Annotated in this window: 16 protein-coding genes; 5 read left to right on the top strand and 11 right to left on the bottom strand. The window is 57.6% G+C overall.

What is annotated here, in order from left to right; all coding sequences use genetic code 11:
* Positions 1 to 45: 45 nt before the first annotated feature.
* From ACZ6WW_RS20945 to ACZ6WW_RS20960, 4 genes are all read right to left on the bottom strand, one after another.
* A complete protein-coding gene (locus tag ACZ6WW_RS20945) occupies positions 46 to 2640 on the bottom strand; it encodes a S53 family peptidase (RefSeq protein WP_465275920.1) in 2595 nt (864 codons plus the stop codon).
* Positions 2641 to 3399: 759 nt separating this feature from the next.
* Positions 3400 to 4992: a M56 family metallopeptidase gene (locus ACZ6WW_RS20950; RefSeq protein WP_465275921.1), complete on the bottom strand. Its 1593-nt coding sequence runs from the start codon at positions 4990 to 4992 to the stop codon at positions 3400 to 3402.
* Positions 4992 to 5366: a BlaI/MecI/CopY family transcriptional regulator gene (locus ACZ6WW_RS20955; RefSeq protein WP_281850055.1), complete on the bottom strand. Its 375-nt coding sequence runs from the start codon at positions 5364 to 5366 to the stop codon at positions 4992 to 4994. The genes ACZ6WW_RS20950 and ACZ6WW_RS20955 overlap by 1 nt, the downstream gene beginning before the upstream one ends.
* 254 nt (positions 5367 to 5620) lie before the next feature.
* Positions 5621 to 6247 carry an FMN-dependent NADH-azoreductase gene (locus ACZ6WW_RS20960; RefSeq protein ID WP_465275922.1) on the bottom strand — a complete coding sequence of 209 codons (627 nt, stop codon included), beginning with the start codon at positions 6245 to 6247 and terminating at the stop codon, positions 5621 to 5623.
* Between the two features lie 112 nt (positions 6248 to 6359).
* Here ACZ6WW_RS20960 and ACZ6WW_RS20965 point away from each other — a divergent pair, with 112 nt between their 5' ends.
* From ACZ6WW_RS20965 to ACZ6WW_RS20975, 3 genes are all read left to right on the top strand, one after another.
* Positions 6360 to 6944 (top strand): TetR/AcrR family transcriptional regulator, encoded by a 585-nt coding sequence (locus ACZ6WW_RS20965; RefSeq protein ID WP_465275923.1) that lies wholly within the window; start codon positions 6360 to 6362, stop codon positions 6942 to 6944.
* Between the two features lie 32 nt (positions 6945 to 6976).
* Positions 6977 to 7468 (top strand): GNAT family N-acetyltransferase, encoded by a 492-nt coding sequence (locus tag ACZ6WW_RS20970; RefSeq protein WP_465275924.1) that lies wholly within the window; start codon positions 6977 to 6979, stop codon positions 7466 to 7468.
* Between the two features lie 205 nt (positions 7469 to 7673).
* Positions 7674 to 9398, top strand: a complete 1725-nt coding sequence (locus tag ACZ6WW_RS20975) for an aspartyl protease family protein (protein WP_465275925.1) — start codon at positions 7674 to 7676, stop codon at positions 9396 to 9398.
* Positions 9399 to 9477: 79 nt separating this feature from the next.
* On the opposite strand, the gene ACZ6WW_RS20980 is transcribed toward ACZ6WW_RS20975, so the two are convergent.
* Positions 9478 to 9705, bottom strand: coding sequence for a hypothetical protein (locus ACZ6WW_RS20980; RefSeq protein ID WP_465275926.1), 228 nt, complete (start codon positions 9703 to 9705; stop codon positions 9478 to 9480).
* Between the two features lie 1143 nt (positions 9706 to 10848).
* On the bottom strand, positions 10849 to 12558 hold the full coding sequence (locus ACZ6WW_RS20985; protein ID WP_465275927.1) for a P-loop ATPase, Sll1717 family: 1710 nt from the start codon (positions 12556 to 12558) through the stop codon (positions 10849 to 10851).
* Between the two features lie 1130 nt (positions 12559 to 13688).
* On the opposite strand from ACZ6WW_RS20985, the gene ACZ6WW_RS20990 reads away from it, so the two are divergent.
* Together ACZ6WW_RS20990 and ACZ6WW_RS20995 are read left to right on the top strand one after the other, a co-directional pair.
* A complete protein-coding gene (locus ACZ6WW_RS20990) occupies positions 13689 to 14186 on the top strand; it encodes a GNAT family N-acetyltransferase (protein ID WP_465275928.1) in 498 nt (165 codons plus the stop codon).
* A 265-nt stretch (positions 14187 to 14451) separates the two neighbouring features.
* Entirely contained in the window at positions 14452 to 14634 is a 183-nt protein-coding gene (locus ACZ6WW_RS20995; RefSeq protein WP_465275929.1) for a YodC family protein, read from the top strand.
* 241 nt (positions 14635 to 14875) lie between these two features.
* Here the strand turns inward: ACZ6WW_RS20995 and ACZ6WW_RS21000 are convergent, their stop codons facing one another.
* The 5 genes from ACZ6WW_RS21000 to ACZ6WW_RS21020 are packed head-to-tail and all read right to left on the bottom strand — an operon-like array spanning position 14876 to position 17593.
* Entirely contained in the window at positions 14876 to 15811 is a 936-nt protein-coding gene (locus ACZ6WW_RS21000) for a tyrosine-type recombinase/integrase (protein ID WP_465275930.1), read from the bottom strand.
* A 49-nt stretch (positions 15812 to 15860) separates the two neighbouring features.
* A complete protein-coding gene (locus tag ACZ6WW_RS21005; protein ID WP_465275931.1) occupies positions 15861 to 16100 on the bottom strand; it encodes a DUF4224 domain-containing protein in 240 nt (79 codons plus the stop codon).
* Positions 16100 to 16858, bottom strand: coding sequence for a C1 domain-containing protein (locus tag ACZ6WW_RS21010; protein WP_465275932.1), 759 nt, complete (start codon positions 16856 to 16858; stop codon positions 16100 to 16102). The genes ACZ6WW_RS21005 and ACZ6WW_RS21010 overlap by 1 nt, the downstream gene beginning before the upstream one ends.
* Positions 16855 to 17430: a DnaJ domain-containing protein gene (locus ACZ6WW_RS21015; protein WP_465275933.1), complete on the bottom strand. Its 576-nt coding sequence runs from the start codon at positions 17428 to 17430 to the stop codon at positions 16855 to 16857. Before ACZ6WW_RS21015 ends, ACZ6WW_RS21010 begins: the two co-directional genes overlap by 4 nt.
* The gene (locus ACZ6WW_RS21020; RefSeq protein ID WP_465275934.1) at positions 17420 to 17593 is read right to left on the bottom strand and encodes a hypothetical protein; all 174 of its coding nucleotides are present in this window, start codon (positions 17591 to 17593) and stop codon (positions 17420 to 17422) included. The genes ACZ6WW_RS21015 and ACZ6WW_RS21020 overlap by 11 nt, the downstream gene beginning before the upstream one ends.
* Positions 17594 to 17595: the final 2 nt, after the last annotated feature.

Below are 17595 nucleotides of genomic sequence, written 5' to 3' on the forward strand. Positions count from 1 at the left end.
TGCCGGCGGTAACGTCGTGCCGGTCAGGCAAGGTGCGCGATCCGATCAGTCCCAGGGATTGGCTGGCTGGTCGTTGATTGCAGTCCAAAAGCGAGTAGCAGTTGTCGGAGCCAACCCCACCGACCAGATGGACCAGCCGCCACCGCCGTCATGAAACTCGGCCATGCGCCAGCCACTGCCGTACGCTGCGGCGCACTTGCCGTCGGCAACGGCGCGGCTCGTCAAAGTCGTGCCGGATACGGGAGCAGTAAACGCCACGGTTCCTGGCGCCCATCCATCGTAGTAATCGTAGGCGATACCCGAGGGCGCAGGGAGGTTGGTGATATCGATGCAGAGAATGGGAAGCACGGCGCTAGCCGGGGTATCGCCCGTATAAGCGTTCGACACGCTGTCGATGCCTACATGGACCAGCGAGCCGGTCGACGGCGCGATGTTGGTCCAGGTCAACGCTTTGCCGGTCGTGGAGTTCCACGGATTGGCCGGCTGGTCATTGATCGCGGTCCAGTAGCGGGTCGTGCCTGCCGGAATCGATCCAGCGGCCCAGATGGTCCAGCCGCCACCACCATCGTGGAACTCGGCCATCCGCCATCCGCTGCCGTGCGCGGCAGAACACATGGCGTCAGCGGCGGCGCGGCTGGTCAAGGCGGTGCCAGACACGGGAGCGGTAAACGCCACGGTTCCTGCCGCCCACCCATCCGAAGAATCGAAATTGATTCCGGAAGGCGCGGGAAGGTTGGCCGGGTCGATGCATAGAACGGGAAGTACCGCAGTAATGGCGGTATCGCCGGAATACGGATTGCTCGTGCTATCGATGCCGACATGCACCACGCTCGCACGGCTCGTCCAGGTCATGCCGGCGTGCGTGGCGGTGCCGGTGCCACCCGAAACAAACCCGGGATTGGCGGCGATGAAGCTGTTCGCCGCCTGGATGTCGAAACTGCCCCAACCTGTGGCGTTATCACGCCCGGTAGCGGCGGCGTAATAGCCGTTGTTGCCGGTGGTCACGTCGTGGAATGGAAACGTGCTCGCATAGGCATACAACGACGGAGCGGCAAAGCCCAGCGCATTGCTATAGGCGGTCTCCAGGCGCGCCCAGGCACCGACAAACAATGGCGAGGCCAGGCTGGTGCCACCGTTGGTGTAGTAACCGGATGAAGGTATGCCCGCTGATGCACTTGCAGTGAAGTAAGCGACGACCGGTGAATTGGTCCAGTCCGCATTGAACGCAACATCGGGTACCTGGCGAAACGACCCTGACAGCGAGCTTTGCCAGTACGGCTTGGCTTCGCGCGCGCTGATGCCGCCGCCGCTATAAGGCCACGATGATTCCGATTGATACGCGTCCGCGGTGGTGGTGTTCAGGGTCGTGCCACCAACGGCTACCACATACGGTGAAGCGGCCGGGTACTCCACGCCCAGGGTAGAGCCGTAGCTGCCATTGCCACCGGCCACATTGCAGGGCAGTGCGCCGTTGTCGCCGCTGGCGACCGAAAAGGTCTGGCCTTGAGCCACGCCGAGCTGGAAGGCCGAATCGGCCCAGCCCGCGGTGGAGTCCTCACACGCGGGCCATGACCAGGAGATGTTGATGACCCTGGCCGTGTTGTCGCTGACGACGCGATTGATCGTCTGCAGCGCCAGGCTCTGTGTTTCGCTACCGCCGACGGCATAGAAAATGAGCTGCTTGAGGCCGCCGCTGATGCCCACGATGGCTTGTGCATCCATGCCCCATTCGCCCTGGCCCGAATCATCGGAACTGGCGCCGCCCACCGTCACGATCTGGGTGGGTACGGCCGCGAGGCCCTGGCTGCTTTCCATCTGGACCAGGTCGTTCACCGAATTGGTCATGCTGCCGAACCCGATGAGCGCAGCGGTGGTATTGGTAGCAGCAGAGGCCGTACCGGCGTGATAGACCGTCGCGAATTCTTGCGGATAGTAGCCGTGCGCATTGGTGTTGCCGTCAGGGCTGGTGACGATGTGATAGTTCGAGTGCGGAAGCGAGCGCGATACGGTCACCGGCTGCATCGGGCCGTGCCAGGACAGTGTCTGCGCCCGGTCCAACGTTTGCAGGCCCAGCACGCGATCGACGGAATCGCTCAGCGTCGCCGGGATCTGCACATCGAGGGTATTGGCGATACCACTGCGTCCATTGCGGGTGAAGTGGCCGACCTCGGTATGGAACGCGCGGCGCGACGTGCCCACTGTGCCATCGGCGGTTACCAGTAGGCGGTTCGCGGCGATCTGTACGTTGGTAAATCCTTGCCGGGTAAGGTAGTCCACGACGGCCTGCGCCTGCTGCTGTGTCGGCGCGAAGGTCGCCGTGCTTTGCTCGCTGGTCATGAACTGGTGATAGGACGGGCTACCAGGACGGAACAGTTCCCGGGTGTAGCTATCGAGCACATCCTTGTTGCGCAGCTTCAACGAAATGGTGATCGATACCGGTTCCTGATCCGTAGCGTAGCCGTTGAAGGCTGCATTGTTGCCGGTGAACGCTTGCGTTCGGGTCGTCATCCAAGTCGTGACATCCGCGCCTTGCGTCGCTGCAAGAGTCGGCAGGCTATGCATGCCCAAGCCCAGTGCCAGCATCGCAATCAGGGGTCTGCGCGCAAGCGCGCGTAATGCAACGTATCCAGAATCAGTCATATATGAGCACTCCCTTGAATTAAACCAACCATGGAAAAACCAATGTGGCTTTAATCGCAGGCTCAGGTAGGCCGCGCATACGCATCGAGAGCATGCCGATATAAAACGGCAGCTCGCTCTGACGAATTCATTGAGTAAATCGGACTGCCCTGAGTCTCGATCCGATGACAAGCACATTAAGCGAGCCTGTCAGCCCCTTCTATTACGGATGCTGCGTTTCCGTGGCATCCGAATGCGACGCTATCACCAGGGTCGGCAGGTTTATGCCGCGCAGCTCACAGATTTAATGGGCCTGCTTTTTTCATTGAAAAGCGAGGGTGGCCATATTGCTGTCGAAAAACGCAAATTAATACGAAGTCGATTAAGTCACTCAGCTTCATTGGTACTCTAGAGGCGTGATTTAACTGAGCGCATCTATTTTCAAAATCGATGATCAATTGATTTATGAGGCCAAGCGCAGTTGTCGTTTCGGTCAATGCCGCTGCCATCCTTGGCATTGAGATGTGGGCAGGGATTAAACAATATCCTCCGGGCCATTAACCGATGACCTGAAATTCTGGTGCTTGTGCACCGTTGGCATCAGTGACGAAATGCTGGTGTAACCCTGATGCGAGTCAGGGTGATCGGTATTGACCTTGCCGCTATTAAACGGGCAGTACGTGAATCTGGACTACCTGGAGGTGCGGCGCCATATCTGTTTGGGTTCCTATGAATGCCGCTTCGATCCCAAGGAGGCGCCGTTCCAGAATGACTTGCCGCTCAGGGGTGACGTACCGCGCCGACAATGATTCCCCTCGAATCAAGCACGAAGGCGATGTCTTCTGTGCCTTGCTGATGGCGCACCAGGTATTTGTCCCAGCCTTGGCTGTTCACGCCGGCAAAATGGTAGTTGACCACGGGGCCAAGCTGCGCCAGGTATTGCTCGCGTTGCGATTTCTGACGTGCCCTGGCTTGGGCAAGTTCAGGCGACATGCCTTGCCCGCTATCGTCATCGGCCAGGATCAGCTCCAGCGCTTTCTTGCTGCTGAGAAAAGGCTGCTGATTGCGAACACGATCGGAAAGCGCCTGTGCGATCTGGCTCGCAGCAGCGCTGCTGATGCGCGGCGCATGCAACTCCCGACCATTCTGCAGCAGAATCAGTTCGCTTATCTGGCCGTGGTCGTCGCGTTCAAAGCCGATCCTGACATTGATGGTCTTCGCTGCGAAATAGCCTGAGTCAGCCGGAAAAACATCCAGTGGGGGTTGGCCTGTCAGTTGCACTGAAAGCTGCGTCCTGGTGAGCGCGACCGTGATGACACTATAGGGAGCGAGTTGATACTCGCCCACGGCTTCGCCGGCATTTTTAAGGTCCGGGACGATGACAGGTGCGGGTGTGGAACCGTCGCCAGCATTGTTATGGTCCGGCACGATGACTGGCGCAGGCGCGGAAGCATTCGGTGGGCTGACCTGCGCGGCGAAGGTCACCATGCCCGCCGACAGGCAGACCAGGGCAAGGGCAGATACGCCGGCCCATTTCTTGGGTTTCACAAGCATGATCTTGATCCTTTGTTCGAGAAACGATCGGGATTCGGACATGGCAGCGACAGCGCCGATATGGGTGGATTGGCTCTGACCCACTTCAATCAGCGTTTCACAGTAAGTATTGATATCGCGCCCGCCGCGTAACACGCGCGCATCGCAATCCACTTCCATCGCGCGACGCAGACGATGAAGTTGCCACCAGAGCGGCAGATTCCACGGCATGGTCAAAAGAAGGCCCAGTGCGATGGCGAGCATCTGCGGATCGCGGGCCTGAATGTGCGACTGCTCGTGTGCCATCGCCATCTGCTGATGCGCGCTGCTGCTTTCCATCAGCCACGCGGGAACGACAATGCGTGGCCGAAAGAGCCCGACGACGGCGGGGCCCGCATCGGGCGCGATCCAGACGAGAGCCCCAAGAAGATGACCTTGTTGCCACTGGCGTTTCCGGCGATGCAGCAGGCCTGTGTTGATCGCCAGCGCCATGGCAACGGCAAGAGACAGGCCGATCCATACAAGAGGAAGGATGTCTATACGTGTCGATGTATCGCTTGCGGCTACCGCCGTGCCGAGCTCAGCGATCATGGCGGGCAGAGGCAATGACGTCTCGTCGCGCAATGCCAACGGCGTCGACAATGCAGCGGGCTTGAACAGATTGGGGACCTGGATGGATACCGACGCAATCATGCCTGGCAACAGCAAGGACGCCACGATGGCACTTATCCAGATCCAGCGGCTGCCAGCACGGCGTCGACGCGAGGCTTGCTCGGCCAGCCATGCTGCCGCGCTTAGCATCGCGGTGACGACGACCACGTAGATCATCCAGGCGAGCATCAGCTTTTGTCCTCGTCGGATTTCTCGGCGAGCATCTGGCGCATGCGCTTGAGCTGCGCTGGCGTGAGCTTCTGGTCCGATACGAGGTGCGAGAACAGCAGTTCCGTCGAGCCCTTGAACAGCTTGTTGGTGAGGTGGAGCAGGGCGCTCTTGCGCGCCACCTGTTGCTTTACTGTTGTGAAGTAACGATGCCCGCGGCCTTCCTCGTCGTGGGCGACGTAGCCTTTGGTTTCGAGCGTGCGCAGCACGGTGAGCACCGTGGTGTAGGCCAGCTTGTCGCTGAGTCGCTCACGGACTTCGGCCACCACGGACGGACCGTGTTCCCACAGCACTTGCATGACGTCCGCTTCGCGGTCAGTCAGGGATATCTTCATGGCGGTCACCTACTAAAGATTTAGTAGATGATACGCTGGGCCATGATGTTGTCAACTATAGGTTTAGTAGATGGCGCGACCGAGGCGAAGTTTCATGTCGTAAACGATGCTATCAACGCCCCTTGGCCTGCTTGCGGCAGCATTCGGCGATACGTGCATTTTCGAGAGATCGCGCGATTTAGCTATCTCGGTTCCTGACCACAGCAGGTCTCCAAATGCAGTGGTCAGGAATGGCCAGCATAAGCTTGTGATCGTTAAACCGCTAGCGCATGAGTCTGGATGACCTCAAGGTGCGGCGCGAGAAATGCAGTGCGATCCTGGCCATGGTTCAGTGCCATCGTGCCGCCCGCCGTGAGGAAGGTGGCATCGGTCACGCCGAGAAAGCCAAACAGTGAGCGCAAATAAGGCTCGACGAAATTGAATGATGCCATTTGCGTCTGGGCGTCATAGACACCGCCGGTTGCGATGATGAAGGTCGCTTTCTTGCCGACGAGCAGGCCCTTCGGGGTGCCGTCCGCATAAGAGAAGGTTTTGCCGACCCGGGTGATCTGGTCGATCCAGAGCTTCAGCACCGAGGGTGCGCCGAAGTTGTGCATGGGCACGCCAACGACGTATTCGTCGGCATTCTCGAGTTCCGCAATCAATGAATCGGAAAGAGAAAGCAGCTCGTTCTGTTGCGGGGAGCGAGCGTCTTCCGGCGTAAACACGGCTGCCACCCATTCGGCGCTGAGGGGCGCAATGGCCGTCGCGCTGAGGTCGCGCTCGACAACGGTTCCACCCGGATGGGAGGACTTCCAATGGGCGACGAAAGCAGCGGAGAGCTGGCGCGAGACGGATTGCCCATACAGCGGGCTGGAGTCGATATGCAGAAGCGTGGTCATGGCGGCGAACCTTATGCGACAAATGTCGTTTAAGCATCACATGACAAAAAAAGAAAATCAACAAATGTCGTTTAAGCGTGGGCTGCCGAGAAAGGCGTTAAGCTAAACGAGCATGGCCAAGACGATCTCATCCGCAGCTGCGACAGAAACCATCGACCCCCGCGTCCTGCGCAGTCGCAGGATGCTGATGGATGCACTGGGTAGGCTGTTGATTCAAAAGCAGTTTGAGGACATCTCCATCCAGGAGATCGCGGATGAGGCCACGTTGAACCGGGCCACCTTCTATCTGCACTACCCCGACAAGAACAGCCTCCTGCAGGCCATGGCCGCAGTGCGCTTTCGCAATCTTGTCGAGCGCCGTGGCCTGTCCTTCACGGACTGCGACGGTGGGCTGCGGGCCATCGTTCTGGGTGTCTGCGACTATCTTTCCGAGACCTCGGGCTGCCCTGGTCAGCTGGCGAAGATGCCCATCGAAGGCTCCATCATCCCGGTCGTGGAAGGCATATTCCGCGAAGGCTCTCCTGACCACCCTTTGGCGCCCGGCGTTGATCCGGGGTTGCTGGCAACCACAGTCGCCTGGGCCATTTTCGGGGCTGCACGTCTGTGGTTTGAAACACCCGATCGCATGCCGGCAGAAGATATGGCCGAAAAGATTGAGGTGATGGTGAAGCCGATACTTCTTAGTGCTTCGCAATAGGCAAAGTTTGGTGAGTTATCGGCTGTTTTCTTATGGTCGCTGATTTAACTACTTCCGCCCCTTCAGGACGCGATACGTTCGTACGCCCCTTTGTTGCGAGTGACAGCCCGGCGCTGCGTGCGCTGTTCATTCGTTCGCGTACAAAAGCATTTCCATGGCAGCCGACAGATGCGTTTCGGCTTGGGGATTTCGATGAGCAGACAAAGGACGAATATATCCTTGTCGCGGAACGTGACGGCATCGCGGTAGGTTTCCTGTCACTGTGGCAGCCCGACGCATTTATCCATCATTTGTTCGTCGACCCCGCATGGGTGCGTCGCGGTGTCGGTAGCGTATTGCTACACGCCTTGCCTGGCTGGTCGACGACGCGTTATCGGCTCAAATGCCTCAGTCGCAACGTGTCCGCGCTGGCGTTCTATTCCCATCACGGTTTCATCGAGATCGGTTCCGGCGTCGGCGAGGACGGGGATTACCGTTTGATGGAATTTGATCCGCAACGCCGTGCCGCGCGATTCCAGGATTAGGTGCGCAGGTCGCGCATGGGCAGGACCGCAGTCTATTGCGTCGAAAGTTTTAGCGATCGCCACGACATCGAAACACGGTCGCGCCCAGTACATTTCCCCACAAAAAAAACGGTAATCTTATTCTGCGCATCGCCACAGACAGGGTGTGGCGACAGAAAACAGGGGGAAGGGAATGTTGCGTTTTTGCTGCCTTTGCATAGGCATCTTGCTTGCTGGCCAAGCCTGGGCTGATGGTTGTCAGCTCAAGGAGTACGGCACGTTACCTGTGGAAATGATCGGCAATCGCGCCATAACCACGGTAAAGATCAATGGCGCCGATACGCACTTCATCCTCGATACCGGCGCTTTCTTCAACACCATGTCGAATGCGAATGCGTTGTCGCTTGGGCTGAAGCTGGAGCTGGCGCCGTTTGGCTTTCGCGTCAATGGTGTCGGCGGTAGCGCGAGTGTCCAGCAGGCCCACGTCAAGCAATTCGGCATTCTTGGTACCACGCTCGAAAATATTGATTTCATCGTTGGCGGTTCCGATGCCGGACATGGGCTGCTCGGCGCGAACCTGCTCGATGTGGCCGACCTGGAAATCGATCTGGCGCACGGCAAGATGACGCTGTTCAAGGCGGACCACTGTGACAAGGCATCACTTGCCTATTGGGTGAAGGACGGCCAATACAACGTCGCCGATATCGAATCGTCCGATCACAAGGGCGATCGGCGCACGTTCTTCGACGTGACGATCAATGGCAAAAAAGTGCGGGCGCTGCTCGATTCAGGAGCGGTCGCCACGGTGCTCGGTCGCGACGCCGCCGAGAGGGTTGGCATCGACCTCAATGCGCCAGGTGTCAGGGCGGGAGGCAAGAGCTCCGGCATCGGTGCGAAGGTGATGAAGAGCTGGATCGTGAACATCGATACGTTCTCGGTGGGCACGGAAACCATCCAGCACAGCCAGATGCAGGTTATCGACGGAAAAATTGGCAATAACACCGACATGTTGCTAGGCGTGGATTTTCTGCTCGCCCATCATATGTTCATCGGCAACGGCAAAAAGAAAGCTTATTTCACCTACAACGGCGGACGCGTATTTACCTTCGCTTCCGCGTCGGGCGATAGTGACAAACCCGATGCCGGCGCCGGCGCGGACGAAAGCGGCGACAAGCCCAAGACGGCGGAAGACTATTTCCTGCTGGGTCAGGCGCATCTATCGCGCGGCGAAACCAACGCTGCGCAGGCCGATCTGGACGAAGCGATCCGTCTGACGCCCGATAACTCGGCTTACTATGTCGCCCGTGCCAAGGCCCATGAGGCCGGCAAACAGTTCGATGCCGAGCTCGCCGATCTGGACAAGTCGTTGAGCCTGGACCCGAAGAACACCGATGCATTGATGATGCGGGCCGGCCTTCGCTTCGCCCGCAAGGATCGCACGGGGGCCGCATCGGACGTGACGGCAGCTGCCGATCTGGCGCCTCCGGGATCGGCGCTGGAGCGCGCGGTCGCCAGCTTTTACATCCGGCTCGACCAGCCCTTTACGGCGTTGCCGTTGCTCGGCAACTGGATACGCCTGCACGATGAAGACGCCAAGCTTGGCGATGCACTCGCCGAACGCTGCTGGGCGCGCGGTCTGAGCAATCAGGTGCTCGATGACGCCCTGCAGGACTGCAAGAAAGCCATCAAGCGCGATGGCGAGAACCCGTTCTATCTCGACGCTCTCGCCTTGGTCGAATTGCGATTGGGGCAGTACTCCGAATCGATCAAGACTTACCAGAAAGTCGTCGCGCAAAAGCCGATGTCGGCATGGGCTCGCTATGGCCTCGGCTTAGCCAAGATTCATGGCGGCGACAAGGACGCGGGACATGCCGACCTGGCAGCCGCACGGACTCTGGATCCGCACATCGAAACGCGTATCGCGAAATGGGGTCTGCTTTCGGCGGAGTAATGGCGTGGGTTTATTCATCCTTAATGGCTTTGTGGCAGTAGCCATCCCGCTCAAAGCCTCCGTCCCATTGGCGTGCTTCCTACTTGTCCCTGGGGGCCACATCTTTTACGTGTTGGATGTTGAGAACGTAGGGCGTCAATGGGCTATCGTCCGATCGAAATAGTCCCGTGATGGTCGCAACACCTTTGCGGCCCTGGCGATTCATCTGCACGTAGAAGTGATGCACATCCTCCTGCTTGAATACAGACTCTGACTTGATGACGAGCTCAATACCTTGGCCTGGGCATGCCTTATCGCTGATGTTCATGTGATTCTCACCCAGGTAGACGAGCCCGCGGAGGCGTACCACTTGATTGACGAAAGTCTCAGGTGCTTTCAATACGCTGCAAACGTCGGTTGAGACAACGCTGGAGCCTGCCTTTAGGGGCGCTGCCGAGGAGGACAATGGAAATGTCGCGGCAAGCAAGAGCAGAACGGAGGGCAATGTCGACGTATTCATTGAGGATCGCTCGGTGGATAAGCTACATCATGCGCGTTTGAGTACGTGCAAGGGGACGGAGGTGGTTAATCGAGCGTGCTGCGGAGACGCGTGAGCTTTCAAGAGCCTGCGCGTGATTTAGCTGCCTCCGCTTCTTTGGCCGAATTGGGTAGGTGTTGTAGGGGCTGGACTACATGTGCGCAATTCAAGGATGTCCTTCCCTGGCACATATGGGGCTAATGAGATTCCGCTGTTCCAGAGCTTAAGCGCGCCGGGTAGCACGGCGCGACTACCGAACCTGCCAACACCATTTTTCCTGATCTGTCGATTGAGGCGCGACGAGTACGAATCGATGCGTTGGAAGTCCCACGTATCTGGACCGTACTCAATTCCACGGATGGGTGCCCATGCCTGTGCTCGCTTCGCGGAGTTGTGATTCGTATGTGAGTTCTCCAAGCGATTGGCACGAGGCACAGAAAGATAGAGTTGCACTAGCCCCCAACCCTCTGCCGCGTATCTAAATGTCGCGCCGTTGCACGCGCTTGGATCTAACTGGATACGGCGAGCACTGAACGGAGGGCCGGCACCCAGGATATAAAGCTGCAGGTAGACGCTATGCCACAGCTCTCCTCCCGGATAACGGCGCTCGAATTGACGCAAGACGTCGTCAGTCGAATGAAACTGCTTAAGCGGTTGTTCGAAGTCTGACGAGAGCTCGTAGACATGGCAGGCCCCATCTGCAAATAGCCAGTCGAGGAGAAGGCCATGATCCTCAGACGTCGCGTAGAAATCACAGTTTGGCATTCGAATCGCCCACGGAACAAGCAGGTCTCGGTGCAGGGGGGGGCTGAGGTGGTCAATTGGGTATATTCCGCGAAGACACATGGACTCTCCAAAGACTCCGCGTGATTTAACTACCTCCGTCCCCGAAACTGTTCCGAAACTGGAAGCCGGCTTCCGCCCGTCCGCCGGTCAAGCGGGCTTGTTCTTTTTCTTACGCCAGAACTTGGGCTTGCTTGGCTTCGGCTTGCGCACCCGAGGGGCAGCCTCGTGGTCCGACACCATCTTCTTTCCGATATCCAACGCCTTCAGGGCACCAGGGTTTAGCACCAAGGTGCCTGAGGATTTGACTTTTGGGGCGATGTTGTTCAAGGAGCGCTCTCGGAACGACCAGTGGAAAAACCTGTCGCCACCGCCCACCTGGTCCTCAGAGTAACCAATGAGGTTGACGTCATAGAGGAACTGCAGGAGCGACTCCGGGTCCCGTAGGTAATCCTTTGCCCGAATTTGCTCACCGGCAGCCCATGCGGAGAAGCCCGCATGGGCCTTCTCGAAATCCACCATCTTAAAACGGCTTTTCCCATCGAGATACTGGAAGAACTTCATATAGATAGTGAAGTCTTCCTGGGTCATATAGAAGGCCGCGTAGTTTCTGACCTCGCCCAGAAGGTAGTCGGAAAACTCTTTGGTGAAAGCAGCACTTGTGGTCCATTCTGGTGGAAAGCGGTCTTCTGAACCCCTGCCTGCTTTGAGCATGGCATTTCTGGAAATCTTGATGAGGGTGAAAATATCCCTTGGTTTCTGGAAGGTGTTCCTCAGGGCACGACGAAAAACCGAATCTTCCGAGGAAGTATCATTGGGATAATAGTGCTCCCAGGCATCTCCGTCCGTGATCATAAAACGCTGTTGGCTGGCGAAATACCGACCGCTAACCTCATAGAGGGGAGAGGAGCGGAAGGCCTTCTCTGTGGTTGTCCAGTCAAGGAAAACGGTGTTGTCGTGTAGTCGAGAATTGGAGTTGTAAAGGTTCAGGGCATGGAACACATCCGGCCTAACAAGGAGGACAACTTTGATGCGGCCCCTCGAGTCACGAATGGAGGAAAAGAAGTCAGTGTTCAATTGCCAGACCGCTTCTCCCATTCCTTTGATACATTCGATGTAATCGACATACGACACTCCCTCCGGTCGATAGTCAATGCCATCCACAAAGAGAATATGAGTGTTGTCGAGCTTGAGAGAGGCAATGGCGCTCCGTAGCGCCGTCTCCGTCTCCATAACGTGGTGCTTAATTGTCGATGTTGTTTCTTTCGTGCCGTTTGATTTTTCGGCATTGAAAGAGCCTACTCCTGAGGCGGTTATCCCGGCACTGATTTTTTCACCGCTTACTGCTTCAAAGGCGCTATCGACCTCGGGGTTCATTGCGGTCTTTCCGAATTTTCGAATCTCGTCCTCAAGTCGCCTGAATTTGCCCGTCAGAACGTGAACGGCACCCTTCGATTTGGTAACAATCATCTCGGCCACGAGATGGAGTAGGATTGCCCGCCAGATAGCAGCATAATCGCTGTATTCCATCTTCCCGTTGTTCTTCAGGCGAATGAAGCGCTTATATTGTGTCTCGGTCATGGTCGTGACCTGGCATCGCGTATCGCTGACGCTGTTGTTTTCCAGGTAAACAGCATAGGCAGTCTTCCCTGCGCCTTTTTCTCCCATCAGGTAATAGGTGTCTGGCCTAAGGCATTGCTCCACAGCTTCCGTTCTGAGGAAAAGCTTGTTAAATAGCTCCTTTTGATGACGTTGCCTGTAATTGACAGCATCGTTGTAAAGCTCTGGAAGTTCCTTGATGGACTTCCATTTCAAATGGTCATTGGACACGTATTTCCCCTTGTTTTTGATAGCGGTCATCTCCTATCCCCGATCTTGCTGACAATGGAGGGAAGTGATCGCGTCACCACAACTCAGGTCAGGGGCAGCCTGACCGCTTGATATGGGCTGATTAGCAACTGCCGTCCACGCACTCCATGATCAAGTCAAAGGAGTTGTAAGTGGTTCGATAACCGGTCAGCTACCGGTATACGTTGGAGCATTGCTGATCGGCCGCCACGGCGCTGGTACTGCGCAACTCAGCTGGTCGCCATCCATGGTCTGCGAAGCTGTCTGATCCGACGGAGCTGGTGGGGCGCCACCCCTGGGCTACCTCCCCGTGTCCTGCGGAGGCTTCGTGTTCCATGCGTCGTGCGGCTTTCAGGATGTTGCCGGCAATGTCAGTACCGTCATCATCCCGGGTGGCGAAAGAATGGGCAGCAGAGCCGCTGCTCCTTGATGAGGTTTCGGATGCATGGCTTTCCCCCTGTAACTGCCAAGACGGACAGTTTAACCAGTTTACTCCGACAGCTTTCCGAGGCAATGCACTTTCATCCGAAGGCTGAAGATCCCGGCGTCGCTCCATCGGTTTCGAACGTGATGTGTACCATTATTTGGCGTAACTTCCAGACGCGGGGTCGATTCCTCCAAAAATTCCCACCTGGGTACTCTTGAATACGCGACTGAAGTTCTGAAATACACTGGCTACGTACCCCCAAGGGGCGTGGTTGAAACGCAAGCGGTGGCAAGCGTCAGTGCCTGTCCATTGCATATAACAATGCTCGTCCCGCCAGGGCGAGTCAGCAGGATTGCCATGTCAGAACTGCGGAATGAGGGGTTAATCCAGCCGTATCAAGGCCTAGAACGCATCGCCTTGGTCAGAGGAATTCAGATTGCGGGGATGATGCTACCGTGTAAGGGGACGCGTGTAAGGGGACGGGGGTGGTTAATTGAGTATATTCCGCGGAGACGCGTGAACTCTCCAGAGACTGCGCGTGATTTAACTACCTCCGTCCCATTAGCGGGGCAATTCGATGGTGGGGAGCTAAGCATGAGCTGGCGCGCACTCACCCCCTTGGTGCGCGCCATGCTGACTACCGCCGGCTATGAGCGAGTGATGGCAGACCGCCGACCGTCGGCGCTATGCTCGAGGTCTTCTCCGGAGCAACGCCATGGCTGAGCCGAGTCATCAATCAGAAGTGGTTGCGCGTGAGACGCGGTACGCAGGGATTGGCGACATCGATCAGGCGCGCGGGATTGTGCGCCGGGTACTGCCGGAAAATCATCCCTTCGACTACTCCTCGAACATCGGCGTACCCGGAGTGGTCAATGTGGTCGAAGTGTGGGATGGCCGCGTCGTCGGCTTTTTGTCCGCGCTCATTGCGGTGAGTAGGCCGTCGCGTGGCATATGGGATCACTTGACGCCGTATATTGGTTTTGTCGGTGTTCTGCCTGAGTGTCAGAGACTTGGTATTGGCGCTACGTTGCTGGATTTTACTTGCAAAGCTATTTTCTCGGCGTCTCCCGTGGCAGGCGTCTACCTCAACTGCTCAGCGGATCTCGACGCCTATTACGAGGCGCGAGGGTTCGAGCGGGTTTCCGAGGACGAGATTCTGCGGCGTTACGGCAAATCTGTGTCGCAGAGTACTTTCTGTCGCAATCGTCCCTAGGACAACACCTTCTGACTTCGATCGGGCTTGGGTCGCTGGCTAAGCGTGGCCGCGCTTTTGTTCGGCTTTACCGATAGATAATCCGTGGCATTGTGTGCATCCCCGCGACGGAGGTGCGTCATGCCCGATCACGACATCGTCATTGGTTTGCTCAACCCGTTCCGGTTGCGTGAGGCGGAAAGTTTTGTATGCGGGATTGCGCATCGCTTTACGACTGCTCTATTTTCGACGTGGCCGGCGGCCGGCCGATTAACGGAGAAATGGTATGAGTGGTTTCAAGAAGGGAGACGTCGTGGAGCTTAAGAGCGGCGGACCAAAAATGACAGTTTCAGCTATAGGAGCCGATGATCTACTCACATGCGAATGGTTCGACGGATCCGCTAAGCACCATCAGAAGGTGTTCGATGCCGAGGCATTGCAGATTCCTAAGCCACCTGTTTGGGCGTGACCTCGATCTAAGCGCATGTTAGAAACAAAAAAGCCCCACTATGACCTAAAGTCTTGTGGGGCCTAGATTTTCAATGGTGGCCGGGGACGGAATCGAACCGCCGACACGGGGATTTTCAATCCCCATTTCTTTCTGTCGCAAGTACTTGATGCTGAAAAGAAATGAAGCCGTGCTGCGCTAAAAATAATCAGTTTCGTTGCATGAGAAAATGCCTTGTTTTCCGGCATTCGCCTCGGAGTTTTTAGCGGGCAGGCTTGACCAATTTCGCCTTTCGATCATAGACGCGGGAGTGCGTTTTCTGGTCGAGATGTCCGAGCAGCTGCCAGTCCTCACCGTCCGTTCCAGCCTTCGCGCGCAAGTCGTGAAAGGTGAACCGCTCCAGGTCTGGTACAGCAGCCATGGCCTTCTTGATGGCTCGGTCCCATAGCGTGCGGAAGCCAGACGAAGTATAGGGCTTGCCGCCACGCGTGCGCAGCCAGTACCCCTCAATACTGGCAACCTTGGAGGCGGCCAGCTCACAGGCCATCCTTATGCCTGGCGACCACGGAATAAGGAGCGACTTTCGTGTCTTGCCCTTCGTCTTGTTCGGCTTCACGGTCAGGCCATGCTCGCCGAAGTTGGTAACCTTGAGCCTCAGTATGTCGCCCTGGCGCAGCCCCGTCGAAACGGCCAGGAGTATGGCCGCCTGGACCGGTCGAGGCGCATAGCGCAAGACCGTATTCACGTCCTGGTCTGACGCATAGCGATCGCGCGGTTTCGTCACAGCTCGCCCAAGATCTTCTACTGGGTTGGTTTTGACCATGCCCAGCTCCAGCGCCACCTTGAAGGCCTCCAACAAATTCGTTCGCTCCAGGTTGAACTGCGTGGGTGACTGCGTCGCACGTACGTCGCGCCACTTCACCAGCATTGGGACACCAACGTCCTGAATGCGCACCTCGCCAAACACCTGGCGTAGCTTGCTGATGTGCTTTTTATAGTCGTCGACGGTACCGGAGGTTATCTCTTGCCGGTGCAATCGTTGAGCGAGCCGGCCGAGGTAAGCATCCAAAGCCACACCTACTGTGTCACCCTGGGCCACTGTGGCGCCCCAGGTCTTCGCCCAGTCATCCAGCATCCTATGCAGATCGGCGCCATAGGTGCGCCGGGCAAGCTTGCTGCCGGCAGCTGGTACCAGCATGTAGTAGGCACCGTTGCGCTTGTCCCGGTAGCAATAGGACGGTAGGCCGCTACGCTGCTTTCGTGGTCTTGCCATAGGCTGAGAAGTCCGGTTCCCTACGTGACATGGTGCGCTGGCCGGCACCGGGCATCAAGCGGGCGTCCAGGGCAGCTCGGAGAACCTTGGGCCAGCCATCGGCGGCCACCTCGAATTTGTAGCCGTTGCTCACCAACCACTCACAGACCTTTCCGCGCTGCTTCCGGCCACTCATATCCACCAGTTCGTCGCGGCTAAGGAAGAGTGTGCTCATCACCCATTCTCCTTGCCGTGCTCGGCGATGAGCAATCCGATAAGTTCTGCGGATCGCTCTGCACCAGCCGCGAGAAGCGGGCTTACACGGCCCATTCCTTCCAGAGTTTCCGCAAGCTGCATCAACGCCTCCACCGGCACGCTCAGCTGCGCGTCGACGGAGCCTTTACAAGCAAGCTCAATCTTCCCCATCACACGGTTCTCGAATGGCGTTCGCTGGTTAGGATCACTTGCGGCTTGCATCTGATCGAGAATGGATTGCCACTCTGCCTTGCTAAAGATCGGAACGTTCGTTTTCGCGGAATCACGACCGCGCTTTTCCGCCGCCATGATCGCCGTTCCGCATGAACTGCAACGTTCGCCATACGCAATAGGTTGGCGGCACACGTTGCAGTTGCCGCGATCATCGTTTTCAGGATCGCTCGGCTGCACAGGCACGAGGGATTCGATGGCGGCACGGGCATCTTGCAGAACCTGGCGCATACCCTCAAACGTCGCATCTGGCTCATCCATATCCTGCGTTTCGCGCCAGGGCCACGGCTTACGCACGTTGCCGACGAAAAATAGCTGGCAGGCGCGCTCCACATCCTCATCGCTCACCGCCCGAGGCGCGGCCGTGTTCGGCAGCGAGCGGGCGGCTTGTAATATTTTGGCGTAGGCGCGTAAAGCGCCCGCCGCCTCTGGCCCGCAGAATCGCTCATTCATGCGAACGGACTCGGCGAGTTCCAGGATGCGATCTGCTTCCAGCTGGTCGGTCATGGCGTGATCGCCTCCTCATAGGCTTTCTTGATGCGCTGGAATTCGGCGGGTTCGCCGCCCTTGTCTGGATGATGGGCTGAACGAAGGCGGCGCCATGCGGCCTCGATCTCCTCGCGAGTGGCCTGGCGCGAGATACCGAGAACTGTGCTCCAGTCCTCCTCAGCCTGATGCCCGATGGCCGCAAAGCCAGTGAAGGCACGTTCGATCATGTCGCTTGCGCCCCAGCGCTCGATGCCACGCAGGGCGGCGATCGTCAGCTCGATCGCGCGCAAGTTGGCCTCCTGCTTAGAATACCGATCGCAAGCGAAGCACATCGCGTTGCCCTTGTAGTCGAAATAGACGGCGATGCCGGGATCATCGATCCGCGGCTGAGCGGCATAGGGCAGTCCATCCTGGCGAAGACGCAGGTTGCTGCTGATGACCGAGTGACGACCACCGAGGCGCTTGATTTCGGACAGCAGTCCATCGCGCGCTTTGCCGAGCGTGGTATCGAACTTGCCAGACTGACGTCGCCAGCTCTGTGTACGCTGCCAGCCCTCCGGCCATTGCAGCGGGTAGGCTTCAATTGCCATTCCGAACCTCGGTTGTAGTGTCTTTAGACCCATCGTTATCGAAGTGCAGCAATGCGTTTTCCACCTCGAATACCTCGTCGGCCGGCGAGCGGCCGGCATCAAGCGCAGCCAGGAGCGCTCGCGTTGCCGAGATGAGCATGCTTACTTTGGGATCAGTCGACATAT

The organism is Dyella sp. NPDC103356, from assembly GCF_055584465.1.